Origin of the sequence: Caballeronia sp. ATUFL_F1_KS4A (assembly GCF_023630905.1) — a bacterium.
Lineage (GTDB): Bacteria > Pseudomonadota > Gammaproteobacteria > Burkholderiales > Burkholderiaceae > Caballeronia > Caballeronia zhejiangensis.
The window spans coordinates 395741-419706 of record NZ_JALQEB010000039.1 but is presented as its reverse complement, the minus strand read 5'-3'; the positions used below and the strand labels follow the sequence as shown (position 1 = coordinate 419706).

Below are 23966 nucleotides of genomic sequence, written 5' to 3'. Positions count from 1 at the left end.
CTGCGCTCAAGCGCGCGCGGCGGCGATGGCGGTGAACAGCGGCGCGGTCGCCGGATACTGCTTCGCGAAACTCGCATACAGCTGCGACTGCATTTCAGCGCGTGCGGTGTCGCGATCGGCCTTCGACATCGGGTAGAAGGTCATGCCTTTCTTCTTCAGTTCCTGCTCGGCGGCGGCGGCGGTCTGAATGGCGGCGGCGCGCTGCTTCGCGGTCGCGTCCTGCGCCGCTTTCTGAAACGCGGGACGCAGGTTTTCCGGAATCTTCGCGAGCGCGCGGCGGCCCGTCACGACGACGAGCGGGCTGAACACGTGCTGCGTCTGCCAGCACGACTTCACGACTTCGTCGTACTTGCTTGCGAGGACCGTTGCGCAATCGTGTTCGAAGCCATCGACGACACCGGTCTGCGCGGCCATATACAGCTCGCCGATGGGAATCGGCGTGGGCACCGCGCCCATCAGCTTGAAGGTTTCCATGAAGGCGGGTGTGGGCAGCACGCGCAGCTTCACGCCTTTGATATCGGCGAGCGACTGCGTGGGCTTCTTGGTGAACACGTTGCGCGCGCCGAAGGAATAGCCCCACGTGAGCACCGAGCAGCCCGCGCGCTGTTGCAGCAGCGTATCGAACGATTTGCCGACGGTGCCGTCCATCGCGCGGCCGACGTGATCGAAGTTGTCGAACACATACCCGAGATCGAGCATGCCGAGCTCGGGCAGCGCGGTTGCCCAGATCGACGAGCCCGTCACCATCATGTCGACCGCGCCGACTTTCACCTGCTGGACGACGTCGCTTTCCTTGCCGAGCTGGTTGTTCGGGAAATAGTCGATGCGAATCTGATCGCCGACGCTCGCCTTCAGGTTCGCGGCGAGGTTCTGATACCAGACGTAGTGGGCGGCGTTTTCGTTCGGCGGCATCGATGACGACAGCCGCAACGTGGCCGCGGGCTGCGCGCGCACGATCGCGGGAAAGCCCGCGCCCGCCGCCGCGAGCGTTGCCGCCGAGGCCGTCTGAAGGAACCGTCGGCGGGAAATGCCTGAACCGAATTGCATGGTGTTGTCTCCTGGATGCCGCTCTGGGCGCGGGCGGAAATAGGCAGCGCGACACGATAGGCGTGGCGCGACTGTATCGATTTAGTGTATCGATACAGTAAAGGGAAGCGTGGGTGGGTCATATGGGCGTATACCCGCGGGCAATCACGCGCCGAGGTGGGTTCGAAGAGGGAGAAAGCGCTGAAACTCGACTGCCGCGGCAACCGCACTCCACCGCATCCTTTCGCGGCAGCGCTTCTAACCCCCCAACACCTCCTTCTCCGCCACCAGTTCGTTTCGCAACAGCCGCGCCCCGGGCGACAGCGGCGCACCTCGCGTGGTCACGAGCTCATACGGCTCGCTGCGCGAGGTGAACGACAGCGGCAAAATGCGCGTGGCTTCGTGCCTGACGAAGAACTGAGCCACGTCGATGGACACCAGCGCCACGAACGAAGGATTGTCCTGAAGCAGGCTCAGCGTCGCGAAGGCCGACGTCGTCTCCAGCAGGCTCGACGGAAAGCGAATCGCGGCTTGCTGAAATTCGCGCTCCAGCAGCACGCGCATGGGCATGTTCGCGCGATAGACCACCCAACGGTACGCGGCCAGATCCTTGAGCGTCACTTTCTTCGCCTTGCGTAACGGATGCTGCACGTTCGCCACGACCGCGAGCGTTTCATCCTGCAGCTTGATGCTCTCGTACATCTCCGGATGCTGGCTGACCGAGGTCCGGCAGATAGCCAGGTCCAGCCGTCCCGCATCGATGAGACTCAACAGCGTCTCGCTGGCGTCCTCGATGATCTCGACAGACATTTCAGGCTGCCGCGCGATCAGCGCGGACACGGCCCGGGTCAGCAAAGGCACGGCGCCCATGATGACGCCGACCGCGACACGTCCGCCATGTCCCCGCAGGATGCCCGCGATCTCTTCCCGCATGTGCGACAGATCGGTGTAGATCAGCCGCGCATACCGGATCGCGCAATGGCCCGCGTCATTCGCTTCGAGCCCGCGCCGCGTGCGCGTGAACAGCGCTGTTCCAAAGGTGGTTTCGATTTCCTGAAGCGCCTTGCTCGCGCCCGGTTGCGTCAAGCCGACTTGATTGGCCGCTTTCAGAAGCGAACCATGATCGCCCAGCGCAACAAGCAACCTGAGTTGCCTGACGTGGAGGCGCGAGGCGATCGAATTCACGTTGGGTGTCATGAGACTTGAGAGAGAGTTATATCAGCATGAGAACTTCTCAATTTTGCTCCGATGCGCCGCTCTCTATACTTCGCCGAAAGAACGCATGAAAACAGCGCGCCTCGATCATTTCCGGAAGATGGGCAGCGCAAACCGACAGCGCGTCGAGTATCGGAAACTATAACGGAAGGTCATCATCATGTCTCTCATCAACTACGTTACGCAGATCCAGTTCGACTTCGGCGCGGTGAACCTGCTGAAGAGCGAATGCGAACGCCTTTCGATCCGGCGGCCGCTGATCGTCACGGACCGGGGCATTCGTGCCGCGGGCATTCTCGACACGGTGCTGAAGGTGCTGGAGCGCGCCGACGGCGAAATGATCTACGACGCCACCCCGCCGAATCCCAACGAAGCCGCGGTGCGCGAAGCGGTCGCGCTGTACCGGCAAGCGGAATGCGACGGCATCATCGCAGTGGGCGGCGGCTCGTCGATCGATCTTGCAAAGGGCGTGGCCGTCTGCGCGACGCACGAAGGCCCGCTCCAGAGCTTCGCCGTCATCGAGGGCGGCGCGAGCCGGATCACCGCGAAAACCGCGCCGGTGATCGCGGTGCCGACCACGGCGGGCACCGGCAGCGAAGTCGGACGCGGCGCCATCCTGATCCTGGACGACGGCCGCAAGGTGGGCGTGATCTCGCCGCATGTCGTGCCGAAGGTCGCGATCTGCGATCCCGGCCTGACGGTCGGCCTGCCGCCGCAACTCACCGCCGCCACCGGCATGGATGCGATCGCGCACTGTCTGGAAACCTTCATGTCGCCGATGCGCAATCCGCCGGCCGACGGCATCGCGCTGGACGGGTTGCGCCGCGCCTGGGCGCATATCGAACGGGCCACGAAAGAGCCGACCGACCAAACCGCGCGGGAAAACATGATGATGGCTTCGATGGAAGGCGCACTCGCTTTCCAGAAGGGACTGGGCTGCGTCCATAGCCTGAGCCATTCGCTCGGCGGAATCGACCCGCGACTGCATCACGGCACGCTCAACGCCATCTTTCTGCCGGCGGTCGTGGAGTTCAACCGAAGCGCTCCGTCCATGCGCGACGAAGAAAAGATGGAGCGCATGGCGAGCGCCATGCAGTTGCGTCAGGACACGGAGATTTCGTCGGCGCTGCGCGACATGACGGCACGCCTCGGCTTGCCGACCGGCCTTCGGGCGCTGGGCGTCACGCGCGAGATGTTTCCGCGCATCGTGTCGGGCGCGCTCAAGGATCACAGTCACAAGACCAATCCGCGCGAAGCATCGGAAGCGGATTATCTCGGCTTGCTGGAAGCGTCGTATTGACGAAGAGACGGACGCCCGGCCAACGAGGCGTCCGCGCATGACACGGACGGAGACACCGCATGAACAAGAGCAAACGGATCGTACGGATCCAGCGCATTTCGATCTTCTTTCTGACCCTCGCCGGCAGCATCAACTATCTGGATCGCAGCGCGCTCTCCATTGCGAATAGCGTGATTCGCGGCGAGATGGGCCTGAGCGCGTCGCAGATGGGCCTGCTGCTGTCGGCCTTCTCGCTCGCCTATGCGTTCGCGCAACTACCGGTCGGCGCGATGCTCGACCGTTTCGGCGCGCGCGTGATGCTGGGCTGGGGCATGATCCTGTGGTCGGTCGCGCAGGCCTGCTGCGGGCTCGTCGGCAATATCCAGCAGTTCTTCCTGGCGCGCGTGTGTCTCGGCATCGGCGAGGCGCCGCAGTTTCCGGCCGGCGCGAAGGTCATCGGCGAGTGGTTCGCGGTGCGCGACCGCGGCACGCCGACCGGCATCTTCGTCGCGTCGACGACCGTGGGCCCGGCGATCGCGCCGCCGATCCTCACCGCCATGATGCTCGCGCTCGGCTGGCGCAACATGTTCTTCGCGACGGGCGTGTTCGGCGTCATCGTGGCGATCGGCTGGTATGTCGCCTATCGCAATCGCGACGAAGTGAAGCTCGCGGCGGAGGAGACGGCCTATCTGAACCAGGACTCGCAGGAAGACGAAAACAGCAAGCCGCTCAGCGGCGCGCAATGGCGCAGCCTGTTCCGGCAGAAGACGACGTGGGGCATCTTCTTCGGCTTCATGGGCGTCATCTATACCGTGTGGCTCTACCTCACATGGCTGCCGGCGTATCTCGAACACGAACGCGGCCTGAGCATCGCGAAGGCGGGCTGGGTCGTCTCGATTCCCTATGTCTTCGGCACGCTCGGCATGCTGAGCAGCGGCTTCACGGCAGACCGCCTGTACCGCAGAGGCCTGCAGGCGATCACGAGCCGCAAGTGGCCGATCTGCATCGGTCTCGTGGGCGCGGCGGCGTTCACCGTTCCGGCGGCGCTGACGCCGTCCACCACGCTCGCCGTGATCTACATCTCGGGCGCCATGTTCTTCATCAATCTGGCATCGGGCGGCGCGTGGTCGCTGATCTCGATCGCCGCGCCGCGTCAGGCGGTGGCCTCGCTCGGCGGCATCCAGAACTTCGGCGGCTTCCTGGCCGGCTCGGCCGCGCCGATCGTCACCGGCATCGTCGTGGACCGGACGCATTCGTTCGTCGCCTCGCTGATCGTGAGCGCGGTCATCGCGCTGCTCTCGGCGGTGGCGTATCTGCTGCTCGTGCACCGGCCAGTCGCGGTATCGGAAGACGTCGGGGAAACGGCCGTCGGCGCGCTTTCCTGATTCGCTCGCCATGCCGGCGTTGCGTGTCGTTTGAAAAGATCTTCTGTCGGAGTTCGAGCTTCAATGCAAACAGTAACGTGTGTCGAAGACCTTCGCCTCATGGCGAAAAAGCGGGTGCCCAAGGCGTTCTACGATTACGTCGATAGTGGCTCGTACACCGAATCGACTTATCGCGAGAACGGTCGCGCGTTCGCCCGGCTGACGCTCAAGCAACGCGTGGGCGTGAACGTGGAAGGGCGCAGCACCGCAAGCACGATGCTCGGACAGCGGGTCGCAATGCCCGTGGCCATCGCACCGACCGGACTGACGGGCATGCAATGGGCCAACGGCGAGATCCTGGGTGCGCGCGCGGCCGAGCGCTTCGGCGTGCCGTTCACGCTCTCGACCGTGAGCATCTGTTCGATCGAGGACGTTGCGGCTCATACGAAGGCGCCGTTCTGGTTTCAGCTCTACGTCATGCGCGACCGTGGCTTCAACCAGTCGCTGATCGAGCGCGCGAAGGCCGCCGGTTGTTCGGCGCTGGTGGTCACGCTCGATCTGCAGATCAACGGGCAGCGTCACAAGGATCTCAAGAACGGCATGACCGTGCCGCCTCGCCTGACGGCGGCGAACCTGCTTGATTTTCTGCGCAAGCCGGGCTGGGTGATGCGCGCCGCTTCGGGCAGACGCAACTTCGGCAATCTCGCCGGCTTCATCAAGGGCGGTGACGATGTGATCGCGATCAGCAAGTGGGTCGCATCGCAATTCGATCCGAGCCTCGACTGGAACGACATCGCGCATATCCGCAGTCTCTGGCCCGGCAAGCTGGTGCTCAAGGGCATCATGTGCGCCGAGGATGCGCGCATGGCGGCTTCGCTGGGCGCCGATGCCATCGTCGTCAGCAATCATGGCGGACGGCAGCTCGACGGCGCGCCGTCGACGGTCGAGGCCTTGCCCGCCGTGGTGGATGCCGTGGGCGACGCCACTGAAGTGTGGGTCGATGGCGGCATCCGCACCGGCCAGGATGTGATGAAGGCGCTCGCGCTGGGCGCGAAGGGCACGATGGTCGGCCGAGCCTTCATGTATGCCCTCGGCGCGATGGGCGAACCCGGCGTCGCGCGCATGCTCGAGATTGTGCGGAACGAACTCGACGTGACGATGGCGCTGACCGGCGTCCGGTCGATCGAGGAGATCGGGCCGCACAACTTTCACGAGCCGCGTGTTGCACAGGCTTTCCGCGCGCGCACGGCCGGGGCCATGACTCAACGAGAAGAATCTGTCATTTGATTGGAGGTTGGACGCGCAATGGATCTGCAAATCGAGGGTAAATGGGCGCTCGTTTGCGCCGCGAGCAAGGGGCTGGGGAAGGGCTGCGCCGAAGCGATGGTCGCTGAAGGCGTCAACGTCGTGGTGACGGCGCGCGGCGAGGACGCGCTCGAATCGACGGCAGCCGGGCTTCGGCAACTGAACCCCCGCGTTCAGGTGATCGCGGTGGCAGGCGATATCACGACGAGCGCCGGTCGGGAGCGGGCACTGAGCGCGGCGCCTCGCATCGACATCCTGATCAACAATGCGGGCGGCCCGCCGCCGGGCGATTTTCGCGACTGGACCCGAGACGACTGGATCGCGGCGCTGGATGCGAACATGCTGACGGCCATCGAACTGATGCGCGCCACCGTCGATGCAATGGCCGAGCGAGGCTTCGGCCGGATCGTCAACATCACGTCGGGTGCGGTGAAGGCGCCCATCGATGTGCTCGGGCTGTCCAACGGCGCGCGTTCCGGCCTGACCGGCTTCGTCGCGGGTCTGGCCCGGCAGAAACGGATCGCGGAGCATAACGTGACCATCAACAATCTGCTGCCGGGCTTGTTCGATACCGACCGCCTGAAGCAGTCCACCCAAGCGGCCGCTACCGCGCAGGGCAAGGCGTATGACGCTGTGCTCGAAGCGAAACGTCAGGCAATACCGGTAGGGAGATTCGGCACGGCGCAGGAGTTCGGCGCGATGTGCGCTTTCCTGTGCAGCGGACACGCGGGCTACCTGACCGGTCAAAACATCCTGATGGATGGGGGCTCGTTTCCCGGGACGTTCTGACGGATCGTTTCATCGCGGCCGTCAGTCACGAGCGGCGTTCTTCTCCGAGCGCCAAAATCAGGCGGCGTTACCGGCGTGCAACGCGTCGTCCAGTCGCCGCCTTTTTCGGCATTGATAACGTTGGAACATCAATGCTTCGAAAAATTGCACTTCTTGTTTCAGCCTTCTTGCGCAAGTATCTGGTCTCAAGACGTTCATAAAAGAGAACGCGTCGGAGACAGGCACGAAGCGCAGCACAGCGTTTCGCTGCATCCCGGTGCACGCCCGTTCAGGGCTGCCGTCAAGAGTCGTCGACGCCTATCTCGCGTAACCCACCTCGCTACTTGAATCCTGCCGCCGCTTTCGAGCGCGTCTACGGCAGCGGTGCATCTCGCGCCTGCCGCAGCGAGTCGATGCACTTCCAGTATCCGCTTCATTCGTCATTGCTCAAATCAGGAGACACGTCACATGCAGATCACCGGAATGTTGCACGGCTCGCGCCTGCTGCAATTCGTCGGCTTTCCGTCCAGCGAAGTGCTGGGCCCGGGCGCCAGCGAAGAAGAGATCAAGTCGCTCATCGACCGTCACGGGCAGATATTCATCAAGCCGGTGTTCAAGGGCGGTGTGGGCAAGAAGGGCAAAGCGGGCTTGCTCGGCCGCGCCACGGATCTCAAGACGGCGCTCGCCGAAAAGGAACGACTGTACTTCGCCGAACACGCCGTAGGTCATGTGAAAGCCAAGGCGAACGGCGTGACGTTCGAAGCGGGCGTGCCGGCCAAGCACGAGGTCTACTTTTCGATCACCGATTCCACGCGTTTCCGCGCGCCGACGATGACGCTTTCGCACATGGGCGGCATGGACATCGAGGAAGTCGATCCGAAGCACGTCGCGATGGTGCCGTTCGATGCCCTGACCGGATTGAAGGCGTTCGTCGTGGCGAATGCGCTGAGCGAGATCGGCGCGCCGCGCGAAATCATCTCGCCGCTCGTGCAGCAGTTGCCGAAGCTCTGGGAGTTGTTCCACGACTTCGGGATGACGACGCTCGAACTCAACCCGATCCGCATGCGCGAGGACAAGAAGGGACGTCTCACGCCCGTCGCGTGCGACTTCAAGTGCGGATTCGATCGCGACGATCCGCGCTTCTCGCGGCTCGGCCTGCCCCCGCATCTGTTCGCCGCCGACTACTCGGATTTCGAACAGGAGATCAACCAGTTGCGCACCCACCAGGGTCAAAGCGATGTCTACGTGATCAACGACAAGGGCACGATCCTCGCGCCCACCTTCGGCGGCGGCGCGAACTCGCTCGTCACGGAAATGCTCGGCGATGCGGCCATCATCTCGTCGGACTTCGGCGGCAATCCGCCCTACGAAAAGATGAAGGAAGTGGCGCGCATCTGCTTCCGGCACTGGCTGAAGCAGTCGAATGTGCTGTTCATCATCGGGGGCAAGTCCAACAACACCGACATCTTCGAAACCCTGCGCGCGATGGCCGATTCGCTGCGCGAGCACTTCAGCGAGCACGGACCGACGCCGCTCTATGTCGTGCTCGGACGCGGCGGCCCGAACCTCGTGCGCGGCATGTCCGCGCTGCGCGACACCTGCGATTCGCTCGGCCTGCCGTATCGCCTTTTCGGTTTCGACTCCGACATCAGCGAGGTGATCCAGTACGCGCGCCGTGCGGATACATGGATGCAATCGGGCGGACGCGCGCAAGTTGCGACGCGCATCGGCGCGCGCGACGCGCAATCGCACACGGCATCGGCTTGAGGAGATCGGACATGCACAAGCAAGGCAATAGTCGTTTCAAATACTTCGTCGGCATACAGTCGCTGGCGGATATCGCGACGCGCGAAGACCGCGTCTGCGTGCTCAACATCCTGGGCGGCGAATCATCGGACGTGACGCCGGTGAGCCACGCTTTCTCGGGCGCGAATGTCGTCTTCGGCACGGCGCCCGGCAAAGGCGGACAGATGCTTGCGACGCCCGCGGGCGACATTCCGGTCTTCAACAACGTGCGAGAAGGGCTGGAAGCCGGACATCGGTTCAACTGCGGCGTCGTCTATCTGCCGCCTTCGGCCGCGCGCGACGGCGTGGCCGAACTGATCCGCGTGAATCCGGATCTGCGCAAGATCTTCATCATCACGGAGAAGATCGCCGTGCACGATGCGCGTGAGATTCGCGCGATGGGTCAGCAGGCGGGCATCGACATCTTCGGCGCGAACGGGCTGGGCGTCGCGGACTCGTGGCAACGCGTACGCATCGGCGGCGCGCTCGGCGGCGACGATCCGGGCGCGACCTTGCGCCAGGGATCGATCGCGATCTTCTCGAATTCCGGCGGCTTCAGCACAACGATTGCGCAATACCTGCGCATGAGCGGCTGGGGCACCTCGACGGTCATTTCCAGCGGGAAGGATGTCTACATCCACTATGCCGCGCCGGAATTCGCCTTCGCGCTCGCAAACGATGCGCGCAGCAAGGCTGCCGTGCTGTACTGCGAGCCCGGCGGCTATTACGAAGCCGACGCGGACTTCACGAAGCCCGTGGTCGCGTGCGTGGTGGGCCGCTGGAAAAGCCGTCTGACGCGCGCGGTGGGACATGCTGGCGCGATGGCGGGCGGCGCCGACGATGCGCTCGCGAAGGAACGCTGGTTCAAGGAGAAATTCGGCGTCGAAAGGCTTTTCACGCCCGGCGATCCATGCTGCTCGGCGAAGGGTGCGGTGGTGACGAACATCGCGCATATTCCCGCCGCGCTCACGGCGGTCATGCGGGCGAACGCGACGATGCCCGACTTCGAGCCCGAAGGCAGCCTCGCGCTCAAGCCGTGGTTCGGCTCCGATCAGGGGCTCGATTTGCCCGACGATCTCGCGCTTGCGGTCGTGAAAGCCGTCGCGCCCTATGACGAACAAGTCGCGCGGGTGAACGACCAGATCGGCGCGATTCCGCCGCGGCGGCCGTTGAAGGACGCATCGGGCGCCTCGCAGATGGATGCGAAGACTCAGGTGAGCAGCCTGCACGGCGTATCGATGCTCGACGCGTCGACGCATTCCTTCGAAGCGAACGTGTGCCTCGCGCTGCTGCACGAGTTCGGCGGCGCGAACGATGAGAAACTGATCGACGTCGCGGTCGGCGCGGCGGTCAACCTGTACGGCACGCCCGAACTGGCGGCGGCGCAGGCGGCGCGCGAGGCCGGCAATGCGCCCAATGCCGTGCTCGCGGCTGCTGCCGCCATCGTCGGGCCGAATCGCCAGCGCGCGGCGCGCGAGGCGGCCAAGCTGATGATCGACCGGTTCGCCGCAGCAAGACTCGTCGACGCATTCGATCGCGATTTCCACATCGACGCGATCGACACCGAGGGTAGCGCGGCACTGTTCTGCGAGGAACCGGATCCGAAGGCCGAAGCCATGCTCGCCGGTCTCGCCGCCCGTGGCGTGAATTCCGTATTCGTGCGATGGATTGCCAGCGGCCCGGGCCATCCGCGCGCGGACGCCGTGCTCGCGGCGATCACGACGACCCTCGCCTGGGGCCCGCTCGTGCGCAAGCGCATCTCGCGTCTGACGGCGGAGAGTCTGCCGTGGTGGACGAAGCTGTTCGGCACGCTGATCGGCGCTTCGGCGGACGCGTCGCGCCATCGTCCCGACAGCTTCTGCGATGTTTCCACCGAGGCGTTGCTCGGCGAGCGCTCGCTGACGGAGATTGCGTTCGCGGCGCTGCTCGGCCTCGAACCCTCCGCCGACGACCTGTTCGCTTTCAGGACGCTGACCGGATTGCTGCTCACGAACGGACCGGGTGCGATCTCGGCGCAAGGCGCGAAGGGTGCGGTATCCGCCGATGGCCCCGAATCACCCGAACGCGTGCAACTGAACAAGGCGTTGACGGGTTTTCTGACGCACACCGGCTATACGCACGGCGGCAATGGCTACGAAGGCATCGCCTTTCTCAACGATGCGTTTCGCGACAGCGCCCTCGACGATCCCGCGGACCCGCATCACGGCGTCGATCTCGACGCGCTCGCGCGCCGTTCCGTCGAGCATTACGCGCGCTACAAGGCGAGCCAGAAGCAGGCCGGCAGCCTCGACATCGCCAAGCTGCCGGGCGTCAATCACCCGGTTTTCAAGGACAAGCCGGTGAATCACGATCCGCGCGAGGTGTTCATCGCCGATCTGTACGAGGCGCGAGGCGAGTACAACGCGTTTCATGCGTATTACCGCGCGCTGGTGCAGGCCTTGTTCGACGCGGGCGTCTCGCGCAACGTCTACTGCGTCAATGTCGATGCCGTGATCGCCGCGCTGCTGCTGAAAATGCTGTGGCAACCGCTCAAACGCGGCGCATTCAGCGAGGCGGATCTCGAAACCGCTGCGTTCACGATCTTTCTGTATCCGCGCATGCTCGGTTGCGCCGCGGAAATCGACGATCACCTGAACCGCGGTCGAAACATGGACACGCGCACGCCCGCTTCACAGTGCCGTTTCATGGCCTGAGCGCCGACATCCGGGAGGTCGGCCGAGCCGACCGTTTCCGGCGATTGATAACCATAGGACATCAATCGTTGAGAACATTGCACTTATCGTTTTGATGGCGACGCGCCATCATTCCCGAAAGACAAGAGCGGACACTCCGCAAATTTCGGGACTTCAGGAGACACATCGATGCATCCCTCACCTTCCACCCTTTCGCCGGGACATTCCAAGGCTGCGGCGGTTTTCCGCGTAACGGCCGGCAATTTCCTGGAGCAGTTCGACTTCTTTCTGTTCGGCTTCTACGCGACGCAAATCGCCGGCGTGTTCTTTCCGGCATCGAGTGAATTCGCTTCGCTGATGATGACGTTCGCGGTCTTCGGCGCCGGATTCCTGATGCGTCCGATGGGCGCGATCGTGCTCGGCGCGTACATCGACGATGTCGGCCGCCGCAAGGGCCTGATCGTCACGCTTTCCATCATGGCGAGCGGCACCATCCTGATCGCATTCGTGCCGGGATACGCGACGATCGGTCTTCTGGCCCCCGCGCTCGTGCTCGTCGGACGTCTGCTGCAGGGGTTCTCCGCGGGCGCCGAACTGGGTGGCGTATCGGTCTATCTCGCTGAGATGGCCACGCCCGGCCGCAAGGGCTTCTTCACGAGCTGGCAGTCCGCGAGCCAGCAGGTCGCGATCGTCGTGGCCGCGGCGCTCGGCTTCGCGCTCAACCAATTCCTCGACACCACGGCCATCGCGAGTTGGGGATGGCGTGTGCCGTTCTTTGTCGGCTGCATGATCGTGCCGTTCATCTTCATGCTGCGTCGCAATCTGGAAGAAACGCAGGAATTCAAGGCACGTCAGCATCGCCCGAGCATGAAGGAAGTGTTCCGCACGCTGGCCCAGAACTGGGCCGTCGTGATCGCCGGCATGATGCTGGTGGCGATGACCACCTCGAGCTTCTATCTCATCACGGTCTATGCGCCGACTTTCGGCAAGACGGTCCTGCATCTGAGCACGGCGGATAGTCTGCTCGTGACCTTGTGCGTGGCCGTGTCGAACTTCGTGTGGCTGCCGATCGGCGGGGCGCTCTCGGACAAGATCGGCCGCAGGCCGCTGCTCGTCGGCATGACGGTGCTCGCTATCGCAACCGCATACCCCGCGCTGTCGATACTCGCCCACGCGCCGAGCTTTATCAACATGCTGCTCGTGCTGCTTTGGCTCTCGTTCATGTACGGCATGTATAACGGCGCGATGGTCGTCGCGCTGACCGAGGTGATGCCGGTTCAGGTGCGCGTGGCGGGCTTTTCGCTTGCTTACAGCCTTGCGACGGCGGTGTTCGGCGGCTTCACGCCGGCCATCTCGACGGCGCTCATTCACATGACCGGCGACAAGGCCGCGCCCGGATACTGGATGAGCTTCGCCGCCGGCTGCGCGCTTCTGGCGACGTTCGCGCTCTATCGCCGGCGTGCGGCGACGCTGACTCCGGCGCACTGACGCGTCGCTCGTTGCGCCAAGCGTCTATCGAACCCTACACGACTCCGATCATGAAAAATCTGCTTCCGAAACTATGCGCGGCTGCGCTCATCGCCACCTCGGCCGTTGCGTTCAGCGTGCAGGCCGCCGACCTGCACGTCATGAGCTCGGGTGGCTTTACCGCGGCGTACAAGGTGCTCGGTCCGAGGTTCGCGTCCGAGACGGGCAACACGCTCGACACGGCGCTGGGTCCGTCGATGGGCAAATCGCCCGAAGCCATTCCCAACCGTCTCGAACGGGGCGAGCCGGCCGACGCCGTCATCATGGTCGGATACGCGCTCGACGAGCTGATCAAGCAGGGCAAGGTCGTGCCCGGATCGCGCGTGGAACTGGCGGACTCGCGCATCGGCATGGTCGTGCGCGACGGTGCGGCCAAGCCCGACATCAGCTCGGCGGAAGGCCTCCGGCAGACGCTGCTGCATGCCAAGTCGATCGCCTACTCGGACAGCGCGAGCGGTGTCTATATCGAGCGGGAGCTGTTCACGAAGCTCGGCATCGAGGATCAGGTCAAGCCCAAGGCGAAGATGATCCCGCGCATACCGGTGGCCTCGGTCGTCGCGAACGGCGATTACGAGATCGGCTTTCAGCAGGTGAGCGAGTTGCTGCCGGTCACGGGCGCGACCTTCGTCGGAAAGATTCCCGAGTCTTTGCAGTCCGTCACGCGTTTTGCCGCTGGCATTCCCGTGAGCGCACAGCATCCGAAGGAAGCGAAGGCGCTCCTCGACTATTTGGCATCGCCCGGCGTTCAGGCAGATGTGAAATCGACGGGACTCGATAGCGTCGCCGCGCATTGATACAGCCTTCGCCGTCAACTTCTCGAGGTGCTGCTCGGGTGGTCCTCTGCGCCGTCGGCGTCGCCCGGCGCCGGCGCGCGCAGCATCCGGGCGAGGCGCGCGCGATCGCAGGCGCCTTCCCACATCGAAACGAAGATCACCGCGCACGCGTTGCTGATGACGCTCGTGAGCGCGCGCGCTTCGGACATGAAGCGGTCGATGCCCACCAATAGCGCCACGCCGGCGACGGGAAGATCCGGAATCACCGTCAGCGTCGCGACGAGCGCCACGAGGCCGCTCCCGGACACGCCCGCCGCGCCTTTGGACGTGAGCAGCATGACCGCGAGCATCATCGCGATCCGCGGCGCGGAGAGCGACACGTCGCACGCCTGCGCGATGAACATGGAAGCAAGCGTCAGATAGATCGCGGTGCCGTCGAGATTGAACGAATAGCCCGCGGGCAGCACGAGTCCGACGACGCCCTTGTCGCAGCCGAGCATCTCCAGCTTGGTGATGAGGCGCGGCAACACCGGTTCCGTCGACGAAGTCGCCAGTACGATGAGCAATTCCTCGCGCAGATAACGCAAGAGCCGCCAAAGCGCGAAGCCGTGCAAGCGCGCAAGCGCAGCGAGGACGAGCGCGACGAACAGCACGCATGCCACGTAGAACGACACCATCAACATGCCGAGGGAGCCGACCGAGTGAATCCCGAAGCGGCCCACCGTGAAAGCCATCGCGCCGAATGCGCCGAGCGGCGCGAGCCGCATGATCATCGCGAGGATGCGAAACAGCGCCTGGGCGATGCCATCGATGAGCGCGAGCACGGGCCTGCCTGCGCCGGGATGCAGATTCAGTGCAAAGCCGAATAGCAGCGAGAGCAGCAGCACCGGCAGCACCTCGCCCTTCTCGAAGGCGCCGAGCATCGTTTCGGGGATGACGTTCAGTGCAAAGGCGACGAGACCATCCGGATGCGCCTGCTTCACATACTGCGCGAGGATCGTCGTATCGAGACTTCGGGCGTCGATATGCATGCCCGCGCCGGGCCGCATCAGAAAGGCCGTGACGAGTCCCAGCGCGAGCGCCACGGCAGTCAGAAAATAGAAGAGTCCCAACGCCCGGAAGATTGCGCGCCCGATGGCTTTTCCGCTCGCGACAGACGTGATCCCGGAGACGATCGTGCAGAAGACGATCGGCGTGATCATCATCCTGACGAGGCCGACGAAACCGTCGCTGACAGGCTTGAGGAGCGAGCCGGCTTGCGGCCAGAAGTGCCCGAGCGCCATGCCGAGCAACATGCCAAGCACGACCTGCACATAGAGCAAACGGAGCGTTCTCGCCACCCTCACGACGCGGGCTTCCTGCTCGGGCGCGCTTTTGGAGCGACGTCGTCGGTTAATGTGTCGCTGCTCCTGACATCGCCTCTCATATCCAGAATCGTTTGATGAAACTCCTGCGCGGCCGGCGTCAGCGTACGCCCGCGGCGTCTCACGATTCCCACTCGTCGCTTCACGACGGGGTCGACCAGCGGCACACTCGTGAGGATGTGATGATTGCGTCCGGGCATGGCCATCGACGGTACGGCGGCGACGCCGAGGCCCGCTTCGACGAGACCGAGCATGGTCGTGACGTGGCGTGTTTCGCACACGCTGGGCGCGCGCGGCGATACGGCCGAAAGAGCCTGATCGAGCAACAGGCGATTGCCGGACGTCTTGTCCACGGAAACGTATTCGTGTTCGTAGAGCTCGTTCCAGGTCACGCGTTTCTTGCGCGCGAGCGGGTGGTCACGACGGCAAGCCGCAACGAACTGCTCCTGCAGCAGCACTTTGAAGTCGACCTCGGACTCCTGGCTTCCCATGAAGCTGACGCCGAAATCGGCCTCGCCGCTGATGACGGCGGAGAGCACTTCGTTCGCGCTCGCATCGAGCAGTTTCACCCTGATGCGCGGAAAACGGCGATGGAAGCTCGCAACCGCGCTTGGCAGAAAGTAGTAGGCCACGGATGGCACACAGGCAATGGTTACGTGACCCAATCGGCTCGATGAGACATCGCGGATGCCGAGCAGGGCGACATCGAGATCGTCCAGCAGTTGCTCCGCGCTCGGCGCGAAGGCGCGGCCCACAGTCGTGAGCGTCACGCTGCGCGTGGTGCGTTCGAAGAGACGCACGCCGAGCGCTTCCTCCAGCTTGTCGATCCGGCGGCTCAAAGCCGGCTGGGATATGTTCACCGCCTCGGCTGCCTTTCGGAAGCTGCCCAGTTCCACCACGGCTCTGAATGCCTGCAAGTCGTTGAGGTCGAAGTTGACGCCCACGGGCCATTCTCCGCGTTCTTAGATGCCGATATTGTGCATTACGCGGAGGGGGGCGGCTAATTGTGGGGGCGGGTTGTGATCTTGGTCTGGTCGGACGAGGGCGGCGGTGGGGCTTCGCGAAGCCGTGCGCCGGGGATGATGGCGAGCGGATAACGATTGATGCGTTCGATGCTATTTTCCGGTTGTCGATCGGCGCGCGTTTTCAAGCGGCAGGGAGCGGGTGGGCGGGTCTCTCGGCACTAGACGTCGATCGTTACAACCCCGACCGCACGGCGGAGGTTTGGGCAAAAAAGCGTGCAGTGAGCAAGCGGGTCGATCAGAGTCGGAAGTTGGTTCGAAGGGGGCTTATCGGCCATAAAGGGACCTTCGAGCAACGCAGTACCGAGGAATTGAGACGGCTGCTCCACTTCAGCAAGCGGTCAGTCGATCGGCAACAGCTGGCGAGTCATTCGTCCCTGCCAACTCGATGCGCTTTTATGGGATTGGATGAGGAAAGCGCATCGTTGCAACAGTCCGGTGCAGGCGCTGGAGCCTTGGTCGTTTCATGTTCCGCGAACATGCTTCACATCTCGTCAGTTGCACGGGGTCAAATCTGCGTGTAGCGAGGCGTCAGGCCGCTCGCTGATGAAGCGAGGCAATAGCCCTCCACATCAGCACGGGATTCGAATACATCGGGAAATGCCCACAGTCAGGAATCTCGGCCAATTCGACGCCCTGCTCGCGGATGTAGTCAAGATAGGAAAGCGACGCATTTTGCTCGCCGTACATGAACATGCGCGGAAACGGTAGGCCGAGGAACTTCGTCATCAGGTCGCCGTTGTCCGACAGGTCGACCATTGATCGGAAGATCCCACCAACCGCTTCGGCGCGTACCTTGTGGCGTAGGCTCGCCGAATAGAGCGCACTGGCATACGCCGGCGCGAGCAACGTGCGTTCAATGAAATCATCGAAAAACTTTCGCGCGCCGTCGCGCGGGTGCTCGATGATCTGCCGGCTGAGAAAGCAGTCTTCCGGGGCGATGTTGCCCTCGATATCGACAAAGCTGATCACGCGCTTCGGATGCCGGTGCGCAAGCATCAGCGCAGTCAGACCGCCCATCGAATGGCCGACCAGATGAAATCGTTCGAATCCGGCGCGCTCGAGCACGGCGAGCGCCGTATCCACCAGGAACGGGATGCTGATCTTCAGGAGGTCAGCGCAATGCGTCTCGCCGCAACCCGGCGCGTCGTACGCTATGAACGGATGACCGGCGAATTCGGCATGGCGGACGATGTCCGCATAGTCTTCCTTGGTCGACCCAAACCCATGCAGGAAAAGGATCGGCGCCTTGTCGCCGTCGCGACGGATAGCTGAAACCTCCAGCGCTGTTCCGTCGACGGACAACACGAACTGTGCACGGGAAAATTCTGCAGGCATCGTTTTTACTCTTTGAATAGGGATCGCGTGGTCCCGCTAGGAACGCGTTGGGTGCCGTCGAGGCCGGCCATGAGGCCATGGACGCGATGCGTTAGTTTGTCAGTGTCCGGCAGAAGTCCCGAATGGCTGTACACGCGCGCAAGAGCGACTCGTCATCGAGCGCATACGCAATGCGGAAGTAAGGTCCGTGACCGAATGCACTCCCATGCACGGTCGCAACGCCCATCTCGTCGAGCAGCGCGTTGACCACGGCTTCGTCGCTATCCAGACGGACTCCCGACGGCGTGGTCTTGCCGATCAGGCCTTTGCAGGATGCGAACACGTAGAACGCGCCTTGCGGCACTGCGCAGTGCAAGCCAGGAGCGCGGTTGATCTGGTCGACTACCAGATCGCGCCGGCGCTGGAATGCCACGCGCGAATGCTCGATGGAGTTCTGCGGCCCTGTCAGTGCGGCTAACGCCGCGTATTGCGAAATCGTCGACGCTCCGGACGTCTGCTGGCCCTGCAACTTCTCCATCGCTTCGATAAGCCATCCGGGGCCGGTGCCAAAGCCGATGCGCCAGCCCGTCATCGCGTACGCCTTCGACACACCGTTCATCGTCAGGACACGCTCGTGCAACCGGGGCTCGACCTGGGCAATAGTGAAGAATTCGAGGTTGTCAAAAATCAGGTGCTCATAGATGTCGTCGGACAGTACCAGCACCTGCGGATGCGCGAGCAGCACTTCGGCCAGCGCCTGCAGTTCGGCGCGGCTGTAGACCGCGCCGGTCGGATTCGACGGCGAGTTCAGGATCAGCCAGCGCGTGCGCGGCGTGATCGCGGCCTGCAATGCATCGGCCGTGAGTTTGAAGCCGCTGTCGGCCTCGCACGAAACGAGCACGGACTGCGCGCCGCACAGTTGCACGATTTCCGGGTAGCTCACCCAGTACGGCGCCGGTACGATGACTTCATCGCCTTCGTTAAGCGTCGCGGCCAGCGCATTGAAGATTACCTGCTTGCCGCCGCTGCAGACGAGCGTATGGCGCCAGTCGACGTCGAGACCGTTTTCGCGCTGGAACTTAGTGGCAATCGCTTCGCGCAGCGCGCGCAGTCCAGCCACCTGCGTGTAACGCGTATGGCCCGCGCGGATTGCTGCGACGCCCGCGTCGCAAACATGCTCGGGCGTGTTGAAGTCTGGCTCGCCGGCGCTCAAAGAGATCACAGTAGCGCCGCTCGCCCGCCGTGCTGCGACGCGATCCATGACTTTGTAGGTCGCCGACGGGCGTGCAGCGGCAAGGAAACGATTCAGACCTTCAGTCGGCGCGGTCATTGCTGCTCCCTCCAGTTCGTGAGTCCCATCAATTCCAGCGTGCTGCGGCCTTCACGTAGCGCGTCCATCATCTTCGCTTCCTTGTCTGCACGAGCTTGCCCCTGCGACAGAGTCTCTCCAACGTGTGCAGCGGGGATCACGAGCACGCCGTCATCGTCCGCGACAACCAGATCGCCAGCCGCCACGGGTGTTCCCGCGATGTTGATCGGCTGCCCGACCGATGGCGAACTCGCCTTGACCGTGCCGCGCATGCAGACGCCGCGAGTGAACACCGGGAAGCGTCGCGCGGTCAGAGCCGCGACGTCACGAACACCGCCATCGATAACCAGACCGACGACGCCGGCTGCTTCCGCCGCGACCGTCAGCACCTCGCCCCAGTAGCCGGCAACAAAGCCCCCGGTCGATATGACAAGCACGCTGCCGCGCGGTACTCTCTCCATTGCGATATGGATCGAGAGGTTGTCGCCGGGCGAGCATTCGAGCGGATACGCCGCACCCGCGACCGACGCGCCAGGCCACGCCGTGCGGATGGCCGGATCGACTGCACTTGTGGAAAGACCTGATGCTTCGAATAGCGTGGACGTACCCAGTCTGCGGGCTTGCTCCAGCAGAGGCTGATCGTAGGATTGAACGATGGTCATGGTTAGCCTTTGGTTTGCAGCGTGTGATAGCCGAGTGCGGCACGCGCATCGCCCAACGACTTGCCATGGGCTATCTGTTTGCGGATGTGCGATTCGACTTCCTCTATCTCGCGGGCGATCTGCGCGACTTCGCGTGCGCGGCCGCGCGGTACGATGACAACGCCATTCGCGTCAGCCACTACAATGTCACGCGACGCGGCGCGAGCTGTGCCAATCCCGACCGGCAAGTTCACCGACTCGACCTGCACGCGGTCCTTGCCGGTGCGCATGAAGCGGCCTGCCGTGAACAGCGGATAGTTGTCGCCGAGCGCCTTGTTGACATCGCGGCAGACGCCCGCGATTACCGTGCCCGCGATGCCGCGCAGCCCCGCGTACTGGGTCATGATGTCGCCCCAGACCGTGCAGTCCGTGCGGCCGTCGTTGTCGAGCACGATGACATCGCCTTCCGCCACGTCGTCGATGAAGTCGCCGACCGTGCCGGGCGGATTGCTTGCGGGTACGTATTTGACAGTGTATGCAGGCCCCACCACGGCCTTCGCATAGTTCGCCAGCGGCATGATGCCGAGCGCCTGACCATGCAGACCGAGCTTGTCCATGGCATCGGAAACGCCTGGAGTATCCAGTCCAGCGAAAAGCGCGACCAGTTCCTGATCTTCTGCGCCCGCCTTCTTCGGGTTCGTCATTTCAGAAATTCCACAAAAACGATGTCTGATCACCCCACAGCGATGGCTTCGAATTCCTTGTCGTGCATGACTTCGGCAACCGGGCGGCCAGCGCGCACGGCCGCCACCATGCCATCCTGGCGGCTTGCGATACGCTCCCCAAGATCCAGCACTTCCTCGATGCGAGCAGCCGCAACGAATACGGTGCCGCAGCGGTCGGCGAGCACGTAGTCATCTTCGCTTACGGTGACGCCCGCCATCTGGACAGGCTTACCCGAATCAATCTGGATCACGCGGTTGCGCGCGCTGATCATCGTCACGCCGCGACCGAAAACGGGATAGCCGATCGACTCACTGCCGTCGATGTCGCGGCTCAGGCCGTCGATGACAGATCCGCGGACCTGCTTTGCGGTGGCGGCATTGGCCAGGATGTCGCCCCAGCAGGAGACGCCCTCAGCTCCGCCGGCGATTACCAGTACGCGGTCGTCCGTGATCACGGCGTCGATGACCGGCGAAATCAGATGCACGGTCGGCTTGGCATCGGCTTTCGGTCCGAGCTGGATGGTGCTCGCCCGACCGACGATCTTAGGGCAGTTCCACAACGGACGCAGTCCGTACGTCGCACCGGGCAGACCGAGAAAGTCCAGTGCGTCGGAAACCGTGTTGGTGTCCAGCGCCGCGAGGCGATCAAGAATGGATTTCGGGTTCATCGAGGTGGTTCCTTAGGGAAGTGTGGCAATCCTCGCGCTGTAAAGTTGATATGTAAATTTCGTATTTCGTATCTCAGTGATACTGTTTGCAGAACAGGCACAATGGGAGATTCACTTCGCTTCCCTTAGACAACGAACTAGCATGAGCAATACGATCGATTTCAGGCTGATCAGGCAGTTATGGATGTTTCTCGCCGTCGCGGAGGAGCAGCATTATGGGCGGGCGGCAAAACGGCTAAACATGTCGCAGCCGCCGCTGACGGAGCAGATCAAGGTTCTTGAGCAGTCGCTTAAACTGCAGCTTTTTTATCGATCGCGTCAAGGCACGCAGTTGAGCCCCGCGGGCGCGGCGATATTGCCCGCCGTCCGGCAATTCGCGGAGCAGGTGGAACGACTGGAACGCGTAGTCCGTGAAGTAGCTGCCGGCCAGTCCGGCGTGCTGCACGTCGGTGCTATCACTTCCGCCATGCTGGAAACGGTGCCACCCGTGCTGGAAGCGCTCAAGCGCGCTCACCCGCATCTGACCGTCTTCGTTCGCGAAATCGATAGCGTCGATGCCATCCCCGCACTGGAAGCGGGCGAGATCGACTTGGCATTTGTCCGTGTCGATGGCGAGGTGGGAAACGGAATCGCCACCCTGCCGCTAGCTGAGGACAGGCTGGCTGTAGCGCTTCCGAGGGATCATCCGCTGGCCGCCTTGTCCAGGGTGCGATTGCAGTCGCTGGCGAATGAACAACTTGTGATGTCCTCCCGACAAGTCAGCCCGGTCTACTTCGACCTGCTGACGTCGGTCTGCCGTTCACATGGATTGACCCCACACGTCACTCGTGAGGTGCGCTCGGTCACCTCGCAGATCGCATATGTCGGGTGCGGGCAGGGCGTAGCGCTGGTACCAGCGACCATGCGAAAGCTGGCACCAGAGAATGTCGTGGTGAGGCCTCTTAAAGAGAAGGTCATGGTCGTAACCGCAGCTTTGGTATGGAATACCGAACGTCACCATCCGATGGTCGACGAAGTCGTTTCATGGCTGGCAAAAGGAGTGACGCGGTCCTTAGGACACTGACGCAGATATGAACTCAGGGGACGCGAATGGCAGTTGGTCGGATGACCGCTTAGCCCCTCTCAAGCCGCCATTGAAGCGGCGTCGTCAGGAACGGCTGGTTCGGGTTGGCTTCAGCCCTTCGGACCACGGTCGTAGCAGAACAACGAGGCGGTATTCCGCGAATTTCGGCTGATGGTCATCGAGGGCCGTCAGAGATTGCATCCGCATCGAATCGTCGCTGCTGCTTCCAGCCCCACCGCGCCCGTCCAGCAACCCACAAAAAAGGCGGCACAACCAAGTGCCGCCAATCCAAAAACCAATACCCCTACCGCACCTTACCCGCCTTCCACGCGGACAGCAGTTGCTCATACTTCACCGTTTCCCCCTTCGGCTTCTCATTGGCAAGCGCCTTCCACGGCGCGTGCTGGTCGGACAGCCACTTCGACGGATCGCTCTGCGCATTCAGCTCCGGCGCGCAAACCTTCATCCCCGCCCGCTGCAAACGGGACAACACCTGGTCCATTTCCTTCGCCAGGTTGTCCATCGCAGCCTGCGGCGTCTTCTCACCGGCGACAGCAGTGCCGACGTTCTTCCACCAGAGTTGCGCCATCTTCGGATAGTCGGGCACGTTGTTGCCGGTCGGCGTCCACGCGACGCGCGCCGGGCTGCGATAGAACTCGATCAAGCCGCCGTATTTATCCGCGTTCTTCGTGAAGTAGTCGCTATGAATGTCGGAGTCGCGAATGAACGTGAGACCGACAATCGACTTCTTGAGCGACACGCTCTTCGACGTCACGAACTGCGCGTATAGCCACGCGGCAGCGCGCTGATTCGGCGGCGTCGACTTGAAGAAGGTCCATGAGCCGACGTCCTGATACCCGTTTTGCATGCCCTCCTTCCAGTAGGCGCCGTGCGGGGAGGGCGCCATGCGCCACTTCGGCGTGCCATCCGCATTCGTGACGTTGCCCGGCTTGAGCATCGACGCCGTGAACGCGGTGTACCAGAACACCTGTTGCGCGATGCGTCCCTGCGCGGGCACCGGGCCCGCTTCGCTGAAGGTCATGCCCGACGCTTCCGGTGGCGCGTATTTCTTGAGCCAGTCGATGTATTTGGTCGTCGCGTAGACCGCTGCCGGGCTATTAGTGCCGCCGCCGCGCGATACCGACGCGCCTACCGGGTGACAGCCATCAGGCGTCACGCGGATGCCCCATTCGTCGACGGGCATGCCGTTCGGAATGCCCTTGTCGGCTTCGCCCGCCATGGAAAGCCACGCGTCCGTGAAGCGCCAGCCGAGCGACGGGTCTTTCTTGCCGTAATCCATATGGCCGTAGACCTTTTCTCCGTCGATGGTTTTCACGTCGTTCGTAAAGAACTCGGCGATGTCTTCATACGCGGACCAGTTGACCGGCACGCCGAGTTCGTAGCCATATTTCGCCTTGAACTTGTCCTGCAAGTCCTTGCGTGCGAACCAGTCCGCGCGGAACCAGTAAAGGTTCGCGAACTGCTGGTCGGGAAGCTGATAGAGCTTCTTGTCCGGCGCGGTCGTAAAGCTCGTGCCGATGAAATCTTTCAGGTCAAGACCAGGGTTCGTGTATTCCTTGCCTTCGCCCGCCATGTAATCGGATAGCGGAACGATCACGCCATAGCGATAGTGCGTGCCGATCAGGTCCGAGTCCGAAATCCAGCCGTCGTAAATGCTTTGGCCGGATTGCATCGAGGTCTGCAATTTCTCGACGACGTCCCCTTCCTGAATGATGTCGTGCTTCACCTGAATGCCGGTGATTTCACTGAACGCTTTCGCTAGCGTTTTCGATTCGTAGGTGTGCGTGTCGATGGTTTCCGACACGACATGAATCTCTTTGACGCCCTGCGACTTGAGTTTCGCCGCGGTATCGATGAACCATTTCATCTCGTCCATCTGCTGCTGTTTCGACAGCGTGCTGGGTTGAAACTCGCTGTCCACCCATTTCTGCGCCTCGGGCGTTCCCGCCAGAGCCTGGTTCGCGAAGGCACCCGACACGATACTTGCCACTGCCAGCGCGACGATCCGTCTCCTCTGATGCATGGTCTTCTCCTGTGTCTTCCGTGCCCCTTCGATCTTGTCGGCGCCCGCTGGGGGCATCAGCGGAACCGGCAGTTGTCAGTCATCGCTGCATGCGTCGGC

Annotated in this window: 19 protein-coding genes; 9 read left to right on the top strand and 10 right to left on the bottom strand. The window is 63.0% G+C overall.

Translation table 11 applies throughout. The features are described from left to right. Nucleotides 1–6: 6 nt before the first annotated feature. Together NCS03_RS27350 and NCS03_RS27345 are read right to left on the bottom strand one after the other, a co-directional pair. Nucleotides 7–1047, bottom strand: coding sequence for a TRAP transporter substrate-binding protein (locus tag NCS03_RS27350; protein ID WP_250503668.1), 1041 nt, complete (start codon nucleotides 1045–1047; stop codon nucleotides 7–9). A gap of 237 nt (nucleotides 1048–1284) precedes the next feature. Next, complete coding sequence (locus NCS03_RS27345) at nucleotides 1285–2223, bottom strand: LysR family transcriptional regulator (protein ID WP_033535808.1); 939 nt, start codon at nucleotides 2221–2223, stop codon at nucleotides 1285–1287. A gap of 178 nt (nucleotides 2224–2401) precedes the next feature. Here NCS03_RS27345 and gbd point away from each other — a divergent pair, with 178 nt between their 5' ends. From gbd to NCS03_RS27305, 8 genes are all read left to right on the top strand, one after another. Beyond that, entirely contained in the window at nucleotides 2402–3541 is a 1140-nt protein-coding gene (gene gbd / locus NCS03_RS27340) for a 4-hydroxybutyrate dehydrogenase (protein WP_008346832.1), read from the top strand. A 59-nt stretch (nucleotides 3542–3600) separates the two neighbouring features. Beyond that, the gene (locus NCS03_RS27335; protein WP_008346830.1) at nucleotides 3601–4905 is read left to right on the top strand and encodes an MFS transporter; all 1305 of its coding nucleotides are present in this window, start codon (nucleotides 3601–3603) and stop codon (nucleotides 4903–4905) included. Between the two features lie 63 nt (nucleotides 4906–4968). Next, on the top strand, nucleotides 4969–6171 hold the full coding sequence (locus NCS03_RS27330) for an alpha-hydroxy acid oxidase (protein ID WP_081851806.1): 1203 nt from the start codon (nucleotides 4969–4971) through the stop codon (nucleotides 6169–6171). Nucleotides 6172–6189: 18 nt separating this feature from the next. Then, the gene (locus tag NCS03_RS27325) at nucleotides 6190–6978 is read left to right on the top strand and encodes an SDR family oxidoreductase (protein WP_175981549.1); all 789 of its coding nucleotides are present in this window, start codon (nucleotides 6190–6192) and stop codon (nucleotides 6976–6978) included. A 447-nt stretch (nucleotides 6979–7425) separates the two neighbouring features. Next, the gene (locus NCS03_RS27320) at nucleotides 7426–8724 is read left to right on the top strand and encodes an ATP-grasp domain-containing protein (RefSeq protein ID WP_250530205.1); all 1299 of its coding nucleotides are present in this window, start codon (nucleotides 7426–7428) and stop codon (nucleotides 8722–8724) included. A gap of 11 nt (nucleotides 8725–8735) precedes the next feature. Further along, entirely contained in the window at nucleotides 8736–11435 is a 2700-nt protein-coding gene (locus NCS03_RS27315) for a CoA-binding protein (protein WP_250530204.1), read from the top strand. 168 nt (nucleotides 11436–11603) lie between these two features. Beyond that, nucleotides 11604–12902 carry an MFS transporter gene (locus tag NCS03_RS27310; RefSeq protein ID WP_250479237.1) on the top strand — a complete coding sequence of 433 codons (1299 nt, stop codon included), beginning with the start codon at nucleotides 11604–11606 and terminating at the stop codon, nucleotides 12900–12902. A 50-nt stretch (nucleotides 12903–12952) separates the two neighbouring features. Then, a complete protein-coding gene (locus NCS03_RS27305; protein ID WP_008346818.1) occupies nucleotides 12953–13735 on the top strand; it encodes a substrate-binding domain-containing protein in 783 nt (260 codons plus the stop codon). Nucleotides 13736–13749: 14 nt separating this feature from the next. On the opposite strand, the gene dctA is transcribed toward NCS03_RS27305, so the two are convergent. The 7 genes from dctA to NCS03_RS27270 form a co-directional block, all read right to left on the bottom strand. Next, nucleotides 13750–15060, bottom strand: a complete 1311-nt coding sequence (gene dctA / locus NCS03_RS27300; RefSeq protein WP_250530203.1) for a C4-dicarboxylate transporter DctA — start codon at nucleotides 15058–15060, stop codon at nucleotides 13750–13752. Beyond that, entirely contained in the window at nucleotides 15057–16022 is a 966-nt protein-coding gene (locus NCS03_RS27295; protein ID WP_250503664.1) for a LysR family transcriptional regulator, read from the bottom strand. The genes dctA and NCS03_RS27295 overlap by 4 nt, the downstream gene beginning before the upstream one ends. Before the next feature lie 609 nt (nucleotides 16023–16631). Further along, the gene (locus NCS03_RS27290) at nucleotides 16632–17438 is read right to left on the bottom strand and encodes an alpha/beta fold hydrolase (RefSeq protein ID WP_175981557.1); all 807 of its coding nucleotides are present in this window, start codon (nucleotides 17436–17438) and stop codon (nucleotides 16632–16634) included. A gap of 91 nt (nucleotides 17439–17529) precedes the next feature. After that, nucleotides 17530–18747: a pyridoxal phosphate-dependent aminotransferase gene (locus tag NCS03_RS27285; protein ID WP_239295378.1), complete on the bottom strand. Its 1218-nt coding sequence runs from the start codon at nucleotides 18745–18747 to the stop codon at nucleotides 17530–17532. Further along, nucleotides 18744–19388: an RraA family protein gene (locus tag NCS03_RS27280; RefSeq protein ID WP_239295379.1), complete on the bottom strand. Its 645-nt coding sequence runs from the start codon at nucleotides 19386–19388 to the stop codon at nucleotides 18744–18746. Before NCS03_RS27280 ends, NCS03_RS27285 begins: the two co-directional genes overlap by 4 nt. A gap of 2 nt (nucleotides 19389–19390) precedes the next feature. After that, nucleotides 19391–20071, bottom strand: coding sequence for an RraA family protein (locus NCS03_RS27275; protein WP_175981563.1), 681 nt, complete (start codon nucleotides 20069–20071; stop codon nucleotides 19391–19393). Nucleotides 20072–20100: 29 nt separating this feature from the next. Continuing rightward, nucleotides 20101–20760 (bottom strand): RraA family protein, encoded by a 660-nt coding sequence (locus tag NCS03_RS27270; RefSeq protein WP_250530202.1) that lies wholly within the window; start codon nucleotides 20758–20760, stop codon nucleotides 20101–20103. Between the two features lie 142 nt (nucleotides 20761–20902). Here NCS03_RS27270 and NCS03_RS27265 point away from each other — a divergent pair, with 142 nt between their 5' ends. Next, nucleotides 20903–21823, top strand: a complete 921-nt coding sequence (locus NCS03_RS27265) for a LysR substrate-binding domain-containing protein (protein ID WP_250504000.1) — start codon at nucleotides 20903–20905, stop codon at nucleotides 21821–21823. Nucleotides 21824–22127: 304 nt separating this feature from the next. Here the strand turns inward: NCS03_RS27265 and NCS03_RS27260 are convergent, their stop codons facing one another. Beyond that, on the bottom strand, nucleotides 22128–23867 hold the full coding sequence (locus NCS03_RS27260) for an ABC transporter substrate-binding protein (protein WP_008346806.1): 1740 nt from the start codon (nucleotides 23865–23867) through the stop codon (nucleotides 22128–22130). Between the last annotated feature and the right edge of the window lie 99 nt (nucleotides 23868–23966).